The organism is Pseudomonas sp. NPDC089408, from assembly GCF_044749445.1.
Lineage (GTDB): Bacteria > Pseudomonadota > Gammaproteobacteria > Pseudomonadales > Pseudomonadaceae > Aquipseudomonas.
Map to the genome: position 1 here is coordinate 52,218 of NZ_JBIVHY010000022.1, position 14,536 is coordinate 66,753.

A 14,536-nucleotide genomic window follows, 5' to 3' on the forward strand; every position below is an offset into this window, starting at 1 on the left:
GTAGGAGCGGCCTTGCGTCGCGATGGGCTGCGAAGCAGCCCCGGCAATTTGTGCATCCGTGCGCAAACCCTGGGGCTGCTGCGCAGCCCATCGCGACACAAGGCCGCTCCTACAAAGGCCAGCGGGGGAGTTAAAAATCGTATGCCAGCTTGGTGTACCAGAACCCGCCGCCAGGATGGAACGGCGGGGAGCCGTAGTTGTACTTGTAGGCCGCCTGGGTGATGCCATTGTTGTCAGGGCGCACGTTGAATATGTTGGTACCGCCGACGCTGAGCGTCAGGCTGTCGAACAACAGGTAGGACAGGTCGAGGTCGGTAATCCACTTGGCGCCGAATGAACGGTCATTGGCGGCATTCTGTTGCCAGGTCTCGACCTTGCCGTAGCGGGTGGTTTGCAGGTTGGCGGCGAAGTTGCCGAGGGTCCAGTTGGCCCCCAGTATCCACTTGCTGCGCGGGGTGGCTGCCACCAGCAAGCCTTCTGCGGCATGCCCTACCACACTGACACCGGCGTTTTGCAGGGCGGCCGGCGTGCCGCGACTGCCTTCGATGGTGGTTTTGTTGTAGTTGAACGCAGCGCTCCAGCGTACATCGCCCCAGGCGCCATACTGGCTGCGGTGGTCGGCTACCAGGTCGAGGCCGCGGGTGCGGGTATCGAATGCGTTGGTGTAGTAACTGACCCAGGTGTTGCGGGCCACGCCGACGGACTCGAGGATGTCGCCGATCGCGCCGCTGCCGTTGCTGCGGTCATACAGGTTTTCGCTGAGCAGGATACGGTCGTCGATGTCGATCACGTAGGCGTCGGCGGTAAAACTGGTGCGCGGCGCTGGCTGCCAGGTGATGCCAAGGCCTGCGTTGCGTGTCTTCTCAGGTTTCAGCTCCGAGGCGCCCAGGGCCTGGGCCAGGGGGCTGTCCGGCGTTGCGGTATAACGCAGCGCGGGCACCGCATTGCCATTGGCGTCCGCTGCCGTGCGGTTGTCAGACACGGTGTAGCCGAGTTGGGGCAGGGAAGGGGCGCGGAAGCCTGAGCCCAAGGTACCGCGCACGGCAACCTGGTCGGTGAGTTCGTAGCGGGAGTTGAGCTTGAAGCTGTAGGTGTTTTCCTTGATGTCGTCATATTGCTCGGCGCGCCCGGCGATGCCGACGTACCATTTCGGTGTCAGGTCGAAACCAAGGTCCAGGTAGGCCGCATAATTGTTGCGCTTCAAGTCCGCTTCATCTTCCGGGCGGATCGCCAGTACGCCCTGAGCGCCGGTTGACGGCTGCGCACCGTTGGCGACATACAGCGGGCTACCCACGGGAAAGGTGTAGGGGCCGACGCTGTATGCACGCGGGTCATTCCCGGCAAATGTGCGGAAGCGCTCCCAGCGGTGCTCCAGGCCGACAGACACCTGGGTGGGAACGGATACACCGAACAGCCCGTTGAAGTGTCGGGTGATATCCAGGTTGTTGACCCACTGCTCGAACTGCAGCGTCGCCAGGTCATCCCATTTGGTCGGCGAGGCTGGGCCATAGGTCGGGTTGGCCGTCAGGTCGCTGGCATGCTCGATCTTGTCGCGGCCATAGGTGGTGGACAGGTCCCAGTCCCAGTTTGCCGCAGTGCCTTTGCCCCCGAACAGGAACTGGTAGTCGGTATCCTTGAGGTTGTTCAACGGGAAGTAGCCGTCGGGAAACAGCTCGGGGATCGACGCTGCGCCATTGGCAGCGCGCAACTGGTTGTTCGCTTCGGTCTTACGTTCGCCATAGGTGGCGTAAGAGTAGAGTTTAAGGTCGTCGGCCAACGGCAGCTCGGCGTTGTAGGCAAGGTTGAAGGCTTTCAGGTCGGGGTCGCCGTTGCGGGTGCTCACATGGTCCCAGGCCGCCTGGCGATCATCCTCGAAAAATGCACGGACGCTGTCTGGCTATTTCCCTACCCAGGTGGCAGTACCGCGTTTGCGGGCATCGGCAGACAGGTGCAGAAAGCCCCCGTCGCCCAGGGCGAAGCCATGATCGGCAGCGGTTTTGATGGTTTCACCCTGGCCCGAGAACAATTGGCCGTAGCTGGCTTCGACATGCCCGCCGTAAGCGTTGCTCTTGAGGATGATGTTGATGACCCCGGCCACTGCGTCCGAGCCGTACTGGGCTGCGGCGCTGTCCTTGAGCACCTCGATGTGGTCGACGGCACTGATCGGGATCATGTCGATGTCGACAGCGTTGGCACCACTGGTATCGGTACTGCCGTTGGCGGGGGCGGCGCCGTTATGCCGGCGTTTGCCGTTGACCAGCACCAGCGTGTACGCCGGCCCGAGGCCGCGATTGCTCAGCGGCCTTACTTGCGAATTGACCCCGGCGATGTTGGTGCCGAAGTTGAACGATGGCAGCAGTTTGGAAATGGCTTCCGACAATTCGGCCCGGCCGGTCTTGAGCAGTTGCTCGCTGTTGATGATGTCGATGGGCGTCGGGCTGTCGGCGACCGTGCGCTGTTGCCCACGCAGGCCGGTGGAAATCACCGAGACGGTATCGAGGCGGGTTTCTTCCTGCTCAGCTGCCTGCACCGAAAGTTGCGGCAGCGCCAGGCAGGCGACGAGTGCTGTCAGCCCTGATCGCAGTGGAAAGGGCGGGCGTCGGTTCATGTTCAGCGTTCCTTGTGTTGGCAAGCGGCGGGTAGGGGCCGCGTTGTGTCAAGCCAGCACTGGCCCTTGGTACGGGTACAGGATGCTTATCCCGATGTTCGGGGTGACAGGGAGGTGGTTGGCGCACCTTGGGAGGTTGGGGTGCATGTCGGTTTCTCATCACGGGAGCAAGGGATGGAACGGGCGGTGCCGATCACGTTGGCGCCCCAAGGTGATGAGGTGGCTGGGTAAGAACGTATCTTTATGTTTTTGTTATGTAAAAGGCTATTTCGGTCTAAGCTAATTATTAGAAGTAATGATTATGATGCTGTTTAATATGCGCTATTGGCATTTTAGCGCGTCGATAGGTCTGCCGTCCCGATAATCTGGTTTGCCGGGGCAGGGGGACGCGAGTGGAACCCGCTGCCTGCCGCTGCATTGTTCGCGGGTGAACCAAGCACCTGTATGGGGCGGCGTGTTGCGCTTTGCTCCGGAAAATCAGAATTTTTCGCTTTCTTGTAGGACGTTTCCCAAAGATACTGTTGCCGACTATTTTCCGTTGCGGGTGCCCTGTCAGGGCTCTAGTCTGGGCTTGTCGCTGCTCATCAGTGACACGGCTTTGACAGGCCGTAACGGTATATACGGAAGCCGCTCCTTTAATGGCGGCTGTGTGTGGGGCACGCTTGCGTGCGCCGGAACTTCCTATATCCGCCGGTCTGTCAACCCACACACAGCTGCCACCCAAACCTGTTTGACAGCGGGATCGGTGCAGCCCCTTTGGAGATATAGGAATGTTAAAGATGGTCCCCGATCCACCGTATGCGCCCCATTCCCTCGAAGACACCATCGTCCAGTCCGCGGAATATGCCGTCTGCGCACTCGCCATTTCGCAACAGGTGTTGCTGTTGCAGCCAAAATCGCCTGCCGCGATTCTGACGATGGCGGCGATACATGAACTTGAGTCCCTACGCTACCTGCTTGAGTCCGCATTGGTCAGGGCGAAAATGCCGAATCAGCCGCGAACGCCGCACTAAGCCTAGAACCAGGTATTGCCTGGGCTGGGCTTGTCACTGGCACAGATGTCCGCCCAGGCGCTAGACGATCAGGGAGATGGACCCATGACGACTGACGAATCGAACGAAAAAACCACCGTAGGCAAGACCACGTTTTATCAAGGGGAGAACCAGACCCATCCGCTGTTTCGCATCGAGGCCGGCATACCTTGCAAGAGTGCCCGGGAGCAGTCTTCGGAATTGATGGGGTACGTGCGGGAACTGACGATTGTCGGGTTGATGGATGAGAAACCGATGATGATCTGGGCTGCGCATTACTTGGCCGCGTTAGCGAAAGCGCTGATGGATGATGCTGAGCTGGGATTGATGAGCTGATTTCATCGGCAAGGCCAGGGCATCCATTGTCCCTGGCCTGAAATGAGCCAGTAGGGCTGGGGGCGAGGGAGGGGTGCCACGCTTCCGATCAATGCGATGCTAATCGAAAGCAGTGATCGTCAGTCCCTACTTGGTTTCATCTCCACCAGATAGCGCGCGAAGGACATCCATGGCTTTACTGGCGTCATCCTTCCCAACGAAAATGTGATCATGATAGAAAGCGGCGACGACGTTGCAGCTGATATTGGCATTACCGAGTGCAGTCGCAAATGCGGCCGTCAGCCCCACCGCATCCAGAGCCGAGTGGATTGTGAGGGTGATCCAGGCGGCTACGAAGCTGTACTCAAGGCCCAGCGCGTCGGCTTGCTCACGCTCAATGATAGTGGTAAGGCCTTCTGTTACTCCTGTTTGGGTAGGGCGACGGTGTGCATGTCAATTGGTCATCAGTTTAATTAATGTTGCTCATACTTGATGAGTCTTGCTTATGATCGAGTTCGTTAGCCCTAGCGACTGCGGATTTGCAGGCCTTCAAGGAAAGGACTCAGCAAAAAGTAGGTGAGGGCGCATACATTCAAATTGGGTTGTTGGCTTGGGAGCAACGTGATTGTTGGACGTCAGTATCCTTGGTGAAAGTTGAGTGGCCACGCAAACTCGCTTTTGGCGATCCGCACTGCATGACGGACAGTAACGTAGGGCAATGGGCTAGCGTTAGTTCAAAGGCAAGGTTTGCGGCCGCAGCGCCAGCCCGCTATGGTGAGCTGGCACAACGTCCTACAGGGGTGAGCAGTGTCCGGTGTCAGACAACATTTCATACCGCGTTTTTTGCAGAAGGGATTTCGCATCCCTTCGAATGGCAAGATTGTCCGCTGTTGGGTGTATGAGCATGATCGTTCACCACGCCCGGCGAACATCGCTGATGTAGGGCTAGAGCGCTATTTCTATGCGGTCGACACGGAGACCGAGCTCGACGACAAAATCACTGAGGCTGAACAGCATGTCTACGCGCCTCTCATTGAAAGGCTTCGGGAAGGGCGTGTAGATGCGGGTGATGCCAGCCTCATAGCGGAAATGCTGGCGCATTTCGAGGTGCGTAGTAGGCATGTTAGACAGAACATGGACAGTCTTTTCGATGACTGCACGACGCAGCTCGTAGGGTATCTGTCAGACCCTCAAACGCTAGCTTTACTGCTCCAAGATCACCTAAAGCCTGGATCAGAGATCCTCGACAGAGAATTGAAAAAGTTCAACATCTCATACGATCAACTGCAGTGGGCTTTCGCCACCCAAGGGTTAACACTCCAAGACGTTTTACGCCCGTGGATCAGTAATGTTGCTGCTGGAATTAAAGGAGCTTTACCGACGTTTCGTTCTCAAATCACTGAGATGGTGAAGCAAACGCATTTGAAGATCCTGACCCAATCAGTGTCCCCGGCTGCGCGGGCGGAACGCCTGACATCCTTGAAATACACAATTAAAGATTATGAATCAGGTGACCTTCCGCTTGGAGATGCGATTGTGCTGTTCCATGTCAAAGGGGAAAAAGCTTTCAAACCATTCTTGGACAAGGATGATGAGGTAATCCATGTCGTGCTTCCGCTATCTTCCCGTCGGTACCTTTTGGGTGCCTCAGATGACGCTCAAGAGGAGCTCACCTACGATCTGGGGGAGCAGGTTGCGGCATGTTCAATGAAGTACTTCATTGCCTGCAGTGATCAGTTAACGTATTTGCAAGGGACTATAGGTTCCAAAGCGCGCTGGCTTTCTCATGCAGAAACTCAGTCCATAATGGAAAACGTCGTCCAAGAATTGCTGCCCAAATCGCTCGGCTGAGTCCCAGGCATTCCGTCCTTCCGGCAAGCGGAGCGCGCTGCCTGGTCGACCGACGTAGCAACACTAGCAATGAAGATTTTGTCTTCCTGAATGCTGTAGATGGCCAGCGAGCCGTCGGCACTATCGGTGACATCCAACGCCAGCACAACGATCCGATCTCGCCCCAAAAGGCGATTTCTTCAATCGCGAGGTTCTCGAGTTTTTCCAGGAAGGTTGACGACGCTTCTACTCGACCTTTTCAACCCTGCCGCCGCACGCCACAAACTTCTCGCGATCATCGGTTTCACAGGCATTCACCTTGGCATCGAACTTCTTCAGGCAATCCAGGCCTTCCGGTGTCTGTGGGTTGATGTAGCGGTACTGAGTGCAGGCAGTCAGCAGTATTGCCAACGAATGGGCGGTCAATCTAATCAGCACAGTCGAGGCTCCATCCATTTTGAGCATTGACGTTTTGGACTTCACTAGGTGAGGTCGGTTCAGCAAGCGCAACGCCCTCGTGAGTCGACGCGCATGTCGTGCGTTCTCTGGCAGAATGGCTGACAGTATTTTCGTTGTCTCTGGAGGAAACCTGGGCTGACAGTCTCGGCGCTAAGGGGGCTGGCTCAAGAAGCACCTCAAAATCTGATGAGTTGGTCGCACTTCGTGGCGCAGACTGAATTCGTCTGGCAAAACCCAAACCTGGTGTCAGACGCTGAAGGCTGGCAGGTCCTCTGGTTTGAGATGGAGATCGTCAATGGTCTCGCACTGGCTAAGTGGGAAGAGGACGGATCTCCTGAAGATTGGTCGTACTGTTGGCGTGAGGGGTATCAACTTGATGCGCAAGGGTTGATTGCGGAGCTGCTTCAACTGCTTGTCGGGCATGAAGCTACCGAGTAGCTCGGTGCAACGATAGATTCCCGCTTCACCAGCCAAGCCGGCCGGATCAGGGTGTGAACGTTGAAAACAAAACGGATAACGAGATTTTTCAAGAATTACAGATGTTTAGCAAAAATGTCGCCCCATCACCGGAAAACAGAAATCTTTCTTCCGGCAATGAAAACAAGATTATCATTTTTCCTGCAATGAAACGCACAGGCCATCCAGTTGGATTCTGCTACGGCGGTATGACTTTACGGCTTTCCTCTCTTCACCTCCTGCCTTGGTCGAATGGGTATGTCCACGCCTGATTGGCAGCTGGCTCCCCTCGAAGCGGTGATGGCCTGCGTCGCCGATGCTCATGCCGCGTTCTGACAACCACGCTCTTTGTGATGCGTGTCGGAAAATTCGCGTGATTGGAGTCCGTGCAAAAAATTTTTATAACATTTTTACCTTGGAATTGTTTTTTTTGATCATAAGAAATCCATTTCCATTTAAATATATATTGCAAATACCCAGTCGCAATTGTTGGGAGGCATTGGTCTAACCAATTGAAATTATCAGGTTTTGAATTGCACACCAAGTGTACTTACTTTTTTAATTTGAAGCCTCAATATTTAAATAAATCGTTTTTATGTCTCCAAGTCGAACATACAGCAGAACCTGGTCGGGGGTTGCACGTCTTAGTTCGGCGACTATGATCAACCAGGCGCCATGTGGCTCAGTTGTTCACACATCAGGTAGGGTTCGGTATGGATCACGATGAGCCAGGTGATGAAGTTCAGGAAAGTGAAAAAAATGCTACATTGGTTCCAGTAAAAAATGCCCAGGCTGGTATCCCCAGAGACTGGAAAGAGTCTGGAGTTCCAGAAAGTATTGAAGTCATTCCGTATCAGGTTAAAATAATTGACCAATACGAGGAGCAGCTCGCAAACGAACGTATATCTGTATTCGATCAGGTCGATCAAGGACTGCCTGCTAAGAGGGGCATGGAACTCCTTGGATTAAAGAAATCCCACTTCTACAAGCTGCTTGATGATCATCGTAACGGAAAAGACATCGTTCGGAATCATAAAGGAACGCCAAAAGGGGGGAATCGATCAACGTCAGGGCAGGTGGCTGCGTTAAATAAAGCGTTTGAATCGCACTACGAAGGCCCGAAGGCCTCTATCAGTGAACTGTTGAAGTGGGCGCGGCGTTATTGTGAAGAAACTGGTGTGAAGCCAGTGAGTCGTCATACTGCAAGAAGATTTCTCTATGAAATACCTGAAAAAGACCGTGATCGAAAAATACTGACTACTGATCAGTTCAATCAAAAATACGGCTATAGGCCTAAAAAATTAATTATTGATGGTTTGCTGCGTCGCGTGTCAATGGATCATACGCGCGTGGATATCTTGCTGGTCGATGAATTTAATAGAAATGTGATAATTGGTAGGCCTTGGATAACCATGATCATCTGTGACAGGTCGAGGGTGATTTTAGGTTTCTATCTAAGCATGGAGGCCCCTAATATAAATACGGTTGCTGCGGCATTAGCTTTTGCGATTATGCATAAAGAAAGTAGTTTGTTTTGTTTTGTGATGCACCCTGGCGAATATCCATTCCATGGTATCCCCTTTGTTATTTTTACCGATAATGCCGCAGAGTTTACGAGCGAGGCTTTTATTCAACAGTGCAAAGAATGGGGTATGGAGTGGGAGCATCGCCCCATCGGAAAAAAATGGTACGGCGGGATCATAGAGCGTGTAATTGGCTCATTCATGACAACTGGAGTGCATTTTCTTCCTGGGTCGACCGGGAGCAACGTGGTAGAGCGACAGAGCTTTGAAAGTGAGCTAAATGCCAAAATGGATTTCAAACAATGTGCGGAGTGGATGATGAAAGAAGTGACGCTCTACCATGGGAAAATCCATAGAACACTTGGCTGTACACCGAGGGAAGCTTTCGCGCATTATAGAAGCGAAGGGAAGTATGATTTCTCCAGGGTTATTGGTAAAGAGGAGGAGGAGAGGTTTCTTATCGATTTTTGCCCAACCTCCTTTAATCATAGGGTTCACTCTTACGGCATCAATTTCGCCGGCCGCAGATATGCAGGCGATGCTCTAGAGGAATATGTTGGCCAAAGGCTGGATGTGAAATACTTACAGCACGACCTCAGTTACATTTGGGTCAAGGCGCCTAGTGCGTTTCTAAAAATTCGTTGTGTGTACACCCGTGCCGGGTTATCGATGCATTGGGAGTCTTATTCGAATCACAAGCAGTTATCTAAGCGTATGCCAGCTCTGATCAACAAGGCTAGCGGCACTGTCGATGATGATTTCGCACGCGCCGCCATGGATCGTCAGGAAGAGATTATTCAAGAAGCTGAGGTGATGAAAACAGCTTTCATGGATGCGCCAAAGCAGTTAGTCCTACCTGCACCACCTCCACCCCCCCCTTCCACCGAGAAAGTAGATATACACGACGTGGAGGAAGACCTTATCGATGACAGCAAAATCTATGTCCACACCGATGAGAATGTCTGGGAGGAAGACGATATTTTTCAACCACAGATAATCCCAGACCCCGAAGAGATAGATTTGCTGATTCCAGTGCTGATCATCGATCCTAAGGAGACGTGAGTTATGAGCGACCTCAGTCATGTCAAGACGGACTTAAGGCACCTAATCGAGTTGCCGGCAGAAAAACGGATTCAGATCTGCCGCCATGACATTTGGATCGATACTCCCCGTTTGAAGCCTTTGATGAACTGCCTGAACCACATGGTCTATACAGAAAACCAACTACAGGCATCAAGCATATTCATCTATGGCGATGGCGGAGATGGGAAGTCGGCTTTGTTTCACCGACTTCAGGCTCTGGGGCACCTGTCAGGGAAAAAAATGGTATTCATTACCCTGACCGAAAATATAAATAGGTACAAGTTGCATGATGCGATCTGCGAGCAATTCAATGTGCAGATCGGCAAGAGAACAACCGCTGCAAACAGAATTGACATTATACTTAAAAAAATCGAATCAGGAGAAATTGGAGCGATAGTAATCGACGAACTGTCAGATGCGATGCTTGAGGGGAACGTTAATAAAAAAGTAATTTTATCACTGCTGCGCAGCCTTGCGGAAGGAAAGCTCAAATTGTGTGTCATCGCTTTTGGAAACTCCGTAGCTCTCGAAGCCATCGCGCTTGATCGAGTTCTGGATCGAAGGTTTGTTCAATGGGAACTCCAAAAGTGGCGCATGGATCAAGACTTTGTAAACTTTATAGCCACTTACGAAACGCATCTTCCCCTTAAACTTGCATCGAACGTATCATCCCCTAAGCTCAGGACGCTTATTTATTCTAATTCACATGGCATTCTGGATAATATCGTAAAGATTCTTAAGTGCACAGCGATGGATGCTATTGAGCAGGGCACTGAACGCATTCACCAAGATCAATTTCATAATATCGATGCCTTAGCGGTGAAGTACGGCTTCAAAATCCACCATCCCGGCAAACGTCAAAAGAAATGATCATGCTCTCGCACTCACAGTACGCCACGGCTAACGATCTCTTGACTGCGTTGAAACGTGGGAGTTCATTTTGCATTGTCTCAAGTGAACCTGGGTTCGGTTTGACTACTTGTATGGAGTATGTCAGATCGCGCCTGCGTAAGCCCGCATTGATCATAGCAGACCATCCTGAACTTGCAGGCTTGGATGTTCTTGGTCAGTTGTACCAAGAACTATATATTGATATTGAATTTCAAAATAAAAAAGAAATACCTGCCTTTGTGGCCGAAATTGTTGCCCTGAGAGAAGTCTCGACAATCTTTATCGATCACATTGATATGTTTCTCGGCAGTGAAGGCGCAAAGCGTCGTACTGTTCAACAAATTAAGTCCGTACTGACTGCATTCCCATCAGTCAATATTGTAGTTTCTGGTTTGGATTCAGATGTATCGGTCTTACAGGGTCTCGACGGTTGTACGCTGCACTGCGCTCAGATTTTCAGCTTAAAGGGCTTTCGAGATTTTAATGAATACGAGGTTTTTTTTGAATCGATCCTTGCAAGACATCCACGGACGTCTTTCACGGACGTTTCGCTGGAGGCGCTTTACAATGATACCAAAGGAAATCTTGGTAATACATTCCTGCGGCTTTTCCACCCCGCGTATCGCTACAATGGCAGGGATTAATTGATGGTTTGTGTCGATTGCTTACCGATGGGGGGGGAGCTCCTGTCGTCCTGGCTGTATAGGCAAAGCATGGTTTCTAAGAACACACCACTTGGGCGTGAGGAGCTTAATCAACTTTGGTTGGCATACGCCCCAGGTTCAGATTTTGATCCGGATTTCTCGCTGAACTCCAGCTTTGCCAACGCAGCGTGTGATGCCGTAAGCATGAGTCGTGAACTCAGGGCAGAATTCGTTCAACCGCCTAGCAGCTGGCTGATACCACGTTTCTACAGACGCACTTTTTGCTATCAGTGCTTGGCAGAAAATATTCGCACCCAGGCATTCCCAACCGCCCTCAAGAAGTGGTACGCCGTGGCTTCAGTAGTTTGCGAGTTTCATGGGTTGCCGTTAATCGATGCTGCAGAGACATTCGGCCCTAAGTTGAATATGGCCATGAAGTTTTTCGAAATGCATAACTTACATAGGGACAGGTTTATTTCAGCATCGCGCTTTGAAGAGGGGGTGAGGGCTATCAAGTCTTTGATGTTCGTACAGAGTATGCTCAAAAGCTTCGAAGTTACAGACGTCGCGGGCCAGCTGAACAATGGTGGTCACCCAAAGAGCAAGTGGACGTTTTCGAAATTTCTTATCTGCTTATTGCTTTATCCTAAGTTCGGCCTCATCAATCGCCACATCCGTAACGGCGCTGCTTACATTCACCTACCGCTATTCCAACAGACTTTCACTTACGGCCCGCTGATAGCCAGTGTCGCTCACCGAAGGGCTGCTCTGCTCATGCTTGGTTGGCTCTTCGAGGTCTTGCCAAAAGAAACATCGGGCTTGCTTGAGGATCTGCTGAGTTCAGTAGGTAGCGTGCTTGGGTTTTCGGATGCCTATGGTGTGGGCTACGCATGCAATGGCTTTACGCCAGAACAGGCTGCTGTCATCGCACGCCGACTTATGCAATGGCATGCACATACAGCCTCCCGCAGAATTCATATGTTCATCGAGGGTTTCGTTGCCTCAACTGGAAAGTGAAGTGCGGCCAACAGCCATAACATCTAGAAGAGAGAGTGGCTATTGAATGGATACTAGATTCTCTTTAATCAGCGAAATCACGCTACATTTGGGGTTAGTCTGCCTAGACGACCCATATGGCGGTACCGGAGTATGGATTGATTTACTAGTGGCGCTGCCACGCGTATACGTCATTCAGTATTCGATCCATCACAGCTCGGTACGAACTGGCATGGGGCTAGCTGTGAGCGCAGTAAGGTCGGGAAAACCTAGGATAATCGCAAAGCACCGTCGGATCAGCTTTACATATACAACATTGTACTCACCGTGGCCCGTGGGTCAGGAGTACGATAATGCACGTGATTTTTGCGACTTGTTTTTATCTAGGTTCTTTCAGTGGCCAGCGAAAATATGCAGCAACCGATCTAACGTTTTCACAAGCACTTTCGCTTCAATATCGGAGCAGGTAGGAGCCACTGTTGCATCACTGCAAGGTGTCTTGTTGTACCCACCTGTGCCTCGTAGTAAATCGTCAGATAGCCCAAAATAGTTTTCAATTAAGAAGGTCATTCACACCACCAGCTGGGCCGACAAGGATCATAAGTCTTACAAAGTCCGTAAGTCAGCTCCAGAGGTAACCCGCAGTCCCCAAAACTCCGGTGTTTGTGCATCCCTGGCGTAGTGTTCAATGCGCCATACAGAAGGGCTTCAGCGTTGACGAAGTTTGGCTTCGTACGTCGGCAATACTATCCTGAATCAAACATAGAAAAATGGTTACTTCAATGAGGTTGCCACTGCGAAAATTAGATCTTCGCCTCCTTCCACAGCTTGCTCACCGTCGACTTCGCAAGCCCCAGCAGCTCCGCAGTCTCCTTCTGCGTCTTCCCCTCGGCCTTGCACTGAAGCACCGCAGCTCGATTGGCGGCGCCTGACCGAACGCGACCATGCACTGATTGCAGCTTGCCGTCGGTGAACTCCCCGTCGAGCTTGTCCAGGACTCCGAGCTTCTCAAGCTTGGTGATCTCGCCGGCCAGGTCTTTCAAAAATTCCTTAGGGGTCTGGTTGCGGTCATGAGCGCTGGCCACGGCCACGAGCGCTACAAGATCGACGTCCAATGCGATGGCAATGTCTTCGAGCGAGGACAGAGTAGGGTTGCTCTTCGCGCGCTCGATATTGTTCATCTGACGCGCCTCGACCCTGCCATGAAAGTCTTCCTGAGACAGATTCCGGGCGGTACGTGTCAGCCTCAAGACGGCGGCCAGCGGTTCTCTCAACGACATTTGGAATACCCAAAGCCGAGGATAAAGCCATATTGCGCGGTTCGACTCCATGCAATATAGTGCTGTGAGATGAACTGTCAGGCACGCTTGGTGCGCTGTTCTGATCGAGGAAGTGAAGGCTGGGATGCTTCCGCTCCATTGCGCCGGCATTCCCGGCACGCGTGCGCTCTGTAACCCAGTCTGCGTCAATTTATAGCTAAACCCTCAAGGTCAGCGTTTTGAGAATCAGAATCTACTCAGATCTACACGCCGAGTTCAGCCGTTTCGACCCGCCGCCCCTCGACGCTGGGGTTGACCTGGTAATCCTCGCTGGCGACATCAACAAAAAGGCCAGGGGCGTCCAATGGGCCAATGAGACCTTCGCCTGCCAAGTCGCGTACATCGCAGGCAACCACGAATATTACGACGGCCACATCGATCGCACCTTGCAGAAAATGCAGGATGCTGCGGCCGGCCACGTGCATGTTCTGGAAAACGAATCGCTGATTCTGGGGGATGTCAGAATCCTTGGCAGCACCGCATGGACTGACTTCACGTCAACAGGGAACTGGGTCGCGGCTAGCAATGCCGCTAGGCAGTGCATGAACGACTTTAAGTACATTCGGTGTGACTCCAACTACAGGCGACTTCGAACGGAAGACCTGATTACCCGGAACCACATCGCCAAGGACTGGCTGACTCAAGAGCTTGCTCGACCGTTTGACGGCAAAACGGTAGTGGTGACACATCACTCACCATCCTCAGCTGTGATTGGTGAGCAGCATGAAGGGCATCTTACTGCAGCGTACGCCAACGACTGGCCGCACCTAATTGAGGAGGCCACTGTGTGGGTATTCGGTCACACGCACGAGGCTACAGATGTTGAGCTTTTCGGCTGCCGGGTGATCTCAAACCCCCGCGGCTACCCTGGAGAAAACACCGGTTTTGACCCTTACTTCGAGATCCAAATCTGATGGCCAATCCGGCGATGAAGCACTTTCTCGACCACGCCGTCGACCCGCTAGAGCTCAAGCGGGATCTTCCCTCAGAGTTCATTCAAGCGCAGGGAATAGATTGGGGGGTGATGGTCGACGCTTACCTCATCAACGCTGCGAGAGTAGGGCAGAGCTACGCCGCGCTCGTTTACAGTGATCAGTCAAACGTGAGCTCGAATGGAATGACCGTTGCTACTCCTCCGCTCGTGCTGGTTGAGACGAGGGCGGGGTTCAAGCTGATGCGCAGTCTTAGTGGGGAAGACCATTACGTGATCGCCAGCGAGCTCGGCGAACCGCGCTGAGCATTTGGCTTGGGTTGATTCACCAGTCAGTCTGAGGGTGCTTTCGAACTGTATTAGTCGGCCAGGCGCGACGAACACCTCGGATTTCCAGTTTTTTATCCAGCTTACACAAGCCGCTGGAGGGCTGCGTGTGCACAGGTATTC

13 protein-coding genes and 2 pseudogenes are annotated in these 14,536 nt (G+C 52.6%); 11 read left to right on the plus strand and 4 right to left on the minus strand.

The window, feature by feature from the left end; genetic code table 11:
• Window positions 1-130 precede the first annotated feature (130 nt).
• Window positions 131-2,608, minus strand: a pseudogene (locus ACIP02_RS24405) (TonB-dependent receptor plug domain-containing protein).
• 770 nt (window positions 2,609-3,378) lie between these two features.
• Here ACIP02_RS24405 and ACIP02_RS24410 point away from each other — a divergent pair.
• Both ACIP02_RS24410 and ACIP02_RS24415 read left to right on the plus strand, forming a co-directional pair.
• Window positions 3,379-3,621, plus strand: coding sequence for a hypothetical protein (locus ACIP02_RS24410; RefSeq protein ID WP_400621786.1), 243 nt, complete (start codon window positions 3,379-3,381; stop codon window positions 3,619-3,621).
• 84 nt (window positions 3,622-3,705) lie between these two features.
• On the plus strand, window positions 3,706-3,975 hold the full coding sequence (locus ACIP02_RS24415; protein ID WP_400621789.1) for a DUF3077 domain-containing protein: 270 nt from the start codon (window positions 3,706-3,708) through the stop codon (window positions 3,973-3,975).
• Window positions 3,976-4,101: 126 nt separating this feature from the next.
• Here the strand turns inward: ACIP02_RS24415 and ACIP02_RS24420 are convergent.
• Window positions 4,102-4,371, minus strand: a pseudogene (locus ACIP02_RS24420) (ACT domain-containing protein); the annotation flags it as partial.
• Window positions 4,372-4,761: 390 nt separating this feature from the next.
• On the opposite strand from ACIP02_RS24420, the gene ACIP02_RS24425 reads away from it, so the two are divergent.
• Window positions 4,762-5,805 (plus strand): DUF4238 domain-containing protein, encoded by a 1,044-nt coding sequence (locus ACIP02_RS24425; protein ID WP_400621792.1) that lies wholly within the window; start codon window positions 4,762-4,764, stop codon window positions 5,803-5,805.
• A gap of 225 nt (window positions 5,806-6,030) precedes the next feature.
• Here ACIP02_RS24425 and ACIP02_RS24430 read toward each other — a convergent pair whose 3' ends face one another.
• Window positions 6,031-6,222: a hypothetical protein gene (locus ACIP02_RS24430; RefSeq protein ID WP_400621795.1), complete on the minus strand. Its 192-nt coding sequence runs from the start codon at window positions 6,220-6,222 to the stop codon at window positions 6,031-6,033.
• A gap of 207 nt (window positions 6,223-6,429) precedes the next feature.
• Here ACIP02_RS24430 and ACIP02_RS24435 point away from each other — a divergent pair, with 207 nt between their 5' ends.
• The 6 genes from ACIP02_RS24435 (at window position 6,430) to ACIP02_RS24460 (ending at window position 11,857) form a co-directional block, all read left to right on the plus strand.
• Complete coding sequence (locus tag ACIP02_RS24435; protein WP_400621798.1) at window positions 6,430-6,681, plus strand: hypothetical protein; 252 nt, start codon at window positions 6,430-6,432, stop codon at window positions 6,679-6,681.
• Window positions 6,682-6,734: 53 nt separating this feature from the next.
• Complete coding sequence (locus ACIP02_RS24440) at window positions 6,735-6,971, plus strand: hypothetical protein (RefSeq protein WP_400621801.1); 237 nt, start codon at window positions 6,735-6,737, stop codon at window positions 6,969-6,971.
• A 441-nt stretch (window positions 6,972-7,412) separates the two neighbouring features.
• Window positions 7,413-9,284, plus strand: coding sequence for a Mu transposase C-terminal domain-containing protein (locus tag ACIP02_RS24445; protein ID WP_400621803.1), 1,872 nt, complete (start codon window positions 7,413-7,415; stop codon window positions 9,282-9,284).
• A 3-nt stretch (window positions 9,285-9,287) separates the two neighbouring features.
• Complete coding sequence (locus ACIP02_RS24450; RefSeq protein ID WP_305377470.1) at window positions 9,288-10,175, plus strand: TniB family NTP-binding protein; 888 nt, start codon at window positions 9,288-9,290, stop codon at window positions 10,173-10,175.
• 2 nt (window positions 10,176-10,177) lie between these two features.
• Window positions 10,178-10,840 carry a hypothetical protein gene (locus ACIP02_RS24455; protein WP_400621806.1) on the plus strand — a complete coding sequence of 221 codons (663 nt, stop codon included), beginning with the start codon at window positions 10,178-10,180 and terminating at the stop codon, window positions 10,838-10,840.
• A 69-nt stretch (window positions 10,841-10,909) separates the two neighbouring features.
• Window positions 10,910-11,857, plus strand: coding sequence for a hypothetical protein (locus ACIP02_RS24460; protein WP_400621809.1), 948 nt, complete (start codon window positions 10,910-10,912; stop codon window positions 11,855-11,857).
• 782 nt (window positions 11,858-12,639) lie between these two features.
• On the opposite strand, the gene ACIP02_RS24465 is transcribed toward ACIP02_RS24460, so the two are convergent.
• Window positions 12,640-13,017 carry a helix-turn-helix domain-containing protein gene (locus tag ACIP02_RS24465; RefSeq protein WP_305377473.1) on the minus strand — a complete coding sequence of 126 codons (378 nt, stop codon included), beginning with the start codon at window positions 13,015-13,017 and terminating at the stop codon, window positions 12,640-12,642.
• A gap of 317 nt (window positions 13,018-13,334) precedes the next feature.
• On the opposite strand from ACIP02_RS24465, the gene ACIP02_RS24470 reads away from it, so the two are divergent.
• Both ACIP02_RS24470 and ACIP02_RS24475 read left to right on the plus strand, forming a co-directional pair.
• Window positions 13,335-14,069, plus strand: coding sequence for a metallophosphoesterase (locus ACIP02_RS24470; protein ID WP_305377474.1), 735 nt, complete (start codon window positions 13,335-13,337; stop codon window positions 14,067-14,069).
• On the plus strand, window positions 14,069-14,392 hold the full coding sequence (locus ACIP02_RS24475; RefSeq protein ID WP_400621812.1) for a hypothetical protein: 324 nt from the start codon (window positions 14,069-14,071) through the stop codon (window positions 14,390-14,392). The genes ACIP02_RS24470 and ACIP02_RS24475 overlap by 1 nt, the downstream gene beginning before the upstream one ends.
• Window positions 14,393-14,536: the final 144 nt, after the last annotated feature.

What these genes read in the sequence shown, in the direction of transcription:
- ACIP02_RS24445 (WP_400621803.1), top strand. Translation starts at nt 7,413, where the DNA reads ATGGATCACGATGAGCCAGGTGATGAAGTTCAGGAAAGTGAAAAAAAT.
- ACIP02_RS24450 (WP_305377470.1), top strand. Translation starts at nt 9,288, where the DNA reads ATGAGCGACCTCAGTCATGTCAAGACGGACTTAAGGCACCTAATCGAG.
- ACIP02_RS24415 (WP_400621789.1), top strand. Translation starts at nt 3,706, where the DNA reads ATGACGACTGACGAATCGAACGAAAAAACCACCGTAGGCAAGACCACG.
- ACIP02_RS24465 (WP_305377473.1), bottom strand. Translation starts at nt 13,017, where the DNA reads ATGAACAATATCGAGCGCGCGAAGAGCAACCCTACTCTGTCCTCGCTC.
- ACIP02_RS24410 (WP_400621786.1), top strand. Translation starts at nt 3,379, where the DNA reads ATGTTAAAGATGGTCCCCGATCCACCGTATGCGCCCCATTCCCTCGAA.
- ACIP02_RS24460 (WP_400621809.1), top strand. Translation starts at nt 10,910, where the DNA reads ATGGTTTCTAAGAACACACCACTTGGGCGTGAGGAGCTTAATCAACTT.
- ACIP02_RS24475 (WP_400621812.1), top strand. Translation starts at nt 14,069, where the DNA reads ATGGCCAATCCGGCGATGAAGCACTTTCTCGACCACGCCGTCGACCCG.
- ACIP02_RS24435 (WP_400621798.1), top strand. Translation starts at nt 6,430, where the DNA reads ATGAGTTGGTCGCACTTCGTGGCGCAGACTGAATTCGTCTGGCAAAAC.
- ACIP02_RS24455 (WP_400621806.1), top strand. Translation starts at nt 10,178, where the DNA reads ATGCTCTCGCACTCACAGTACGCCACGGCTAACGATCTCTTGACTGCG.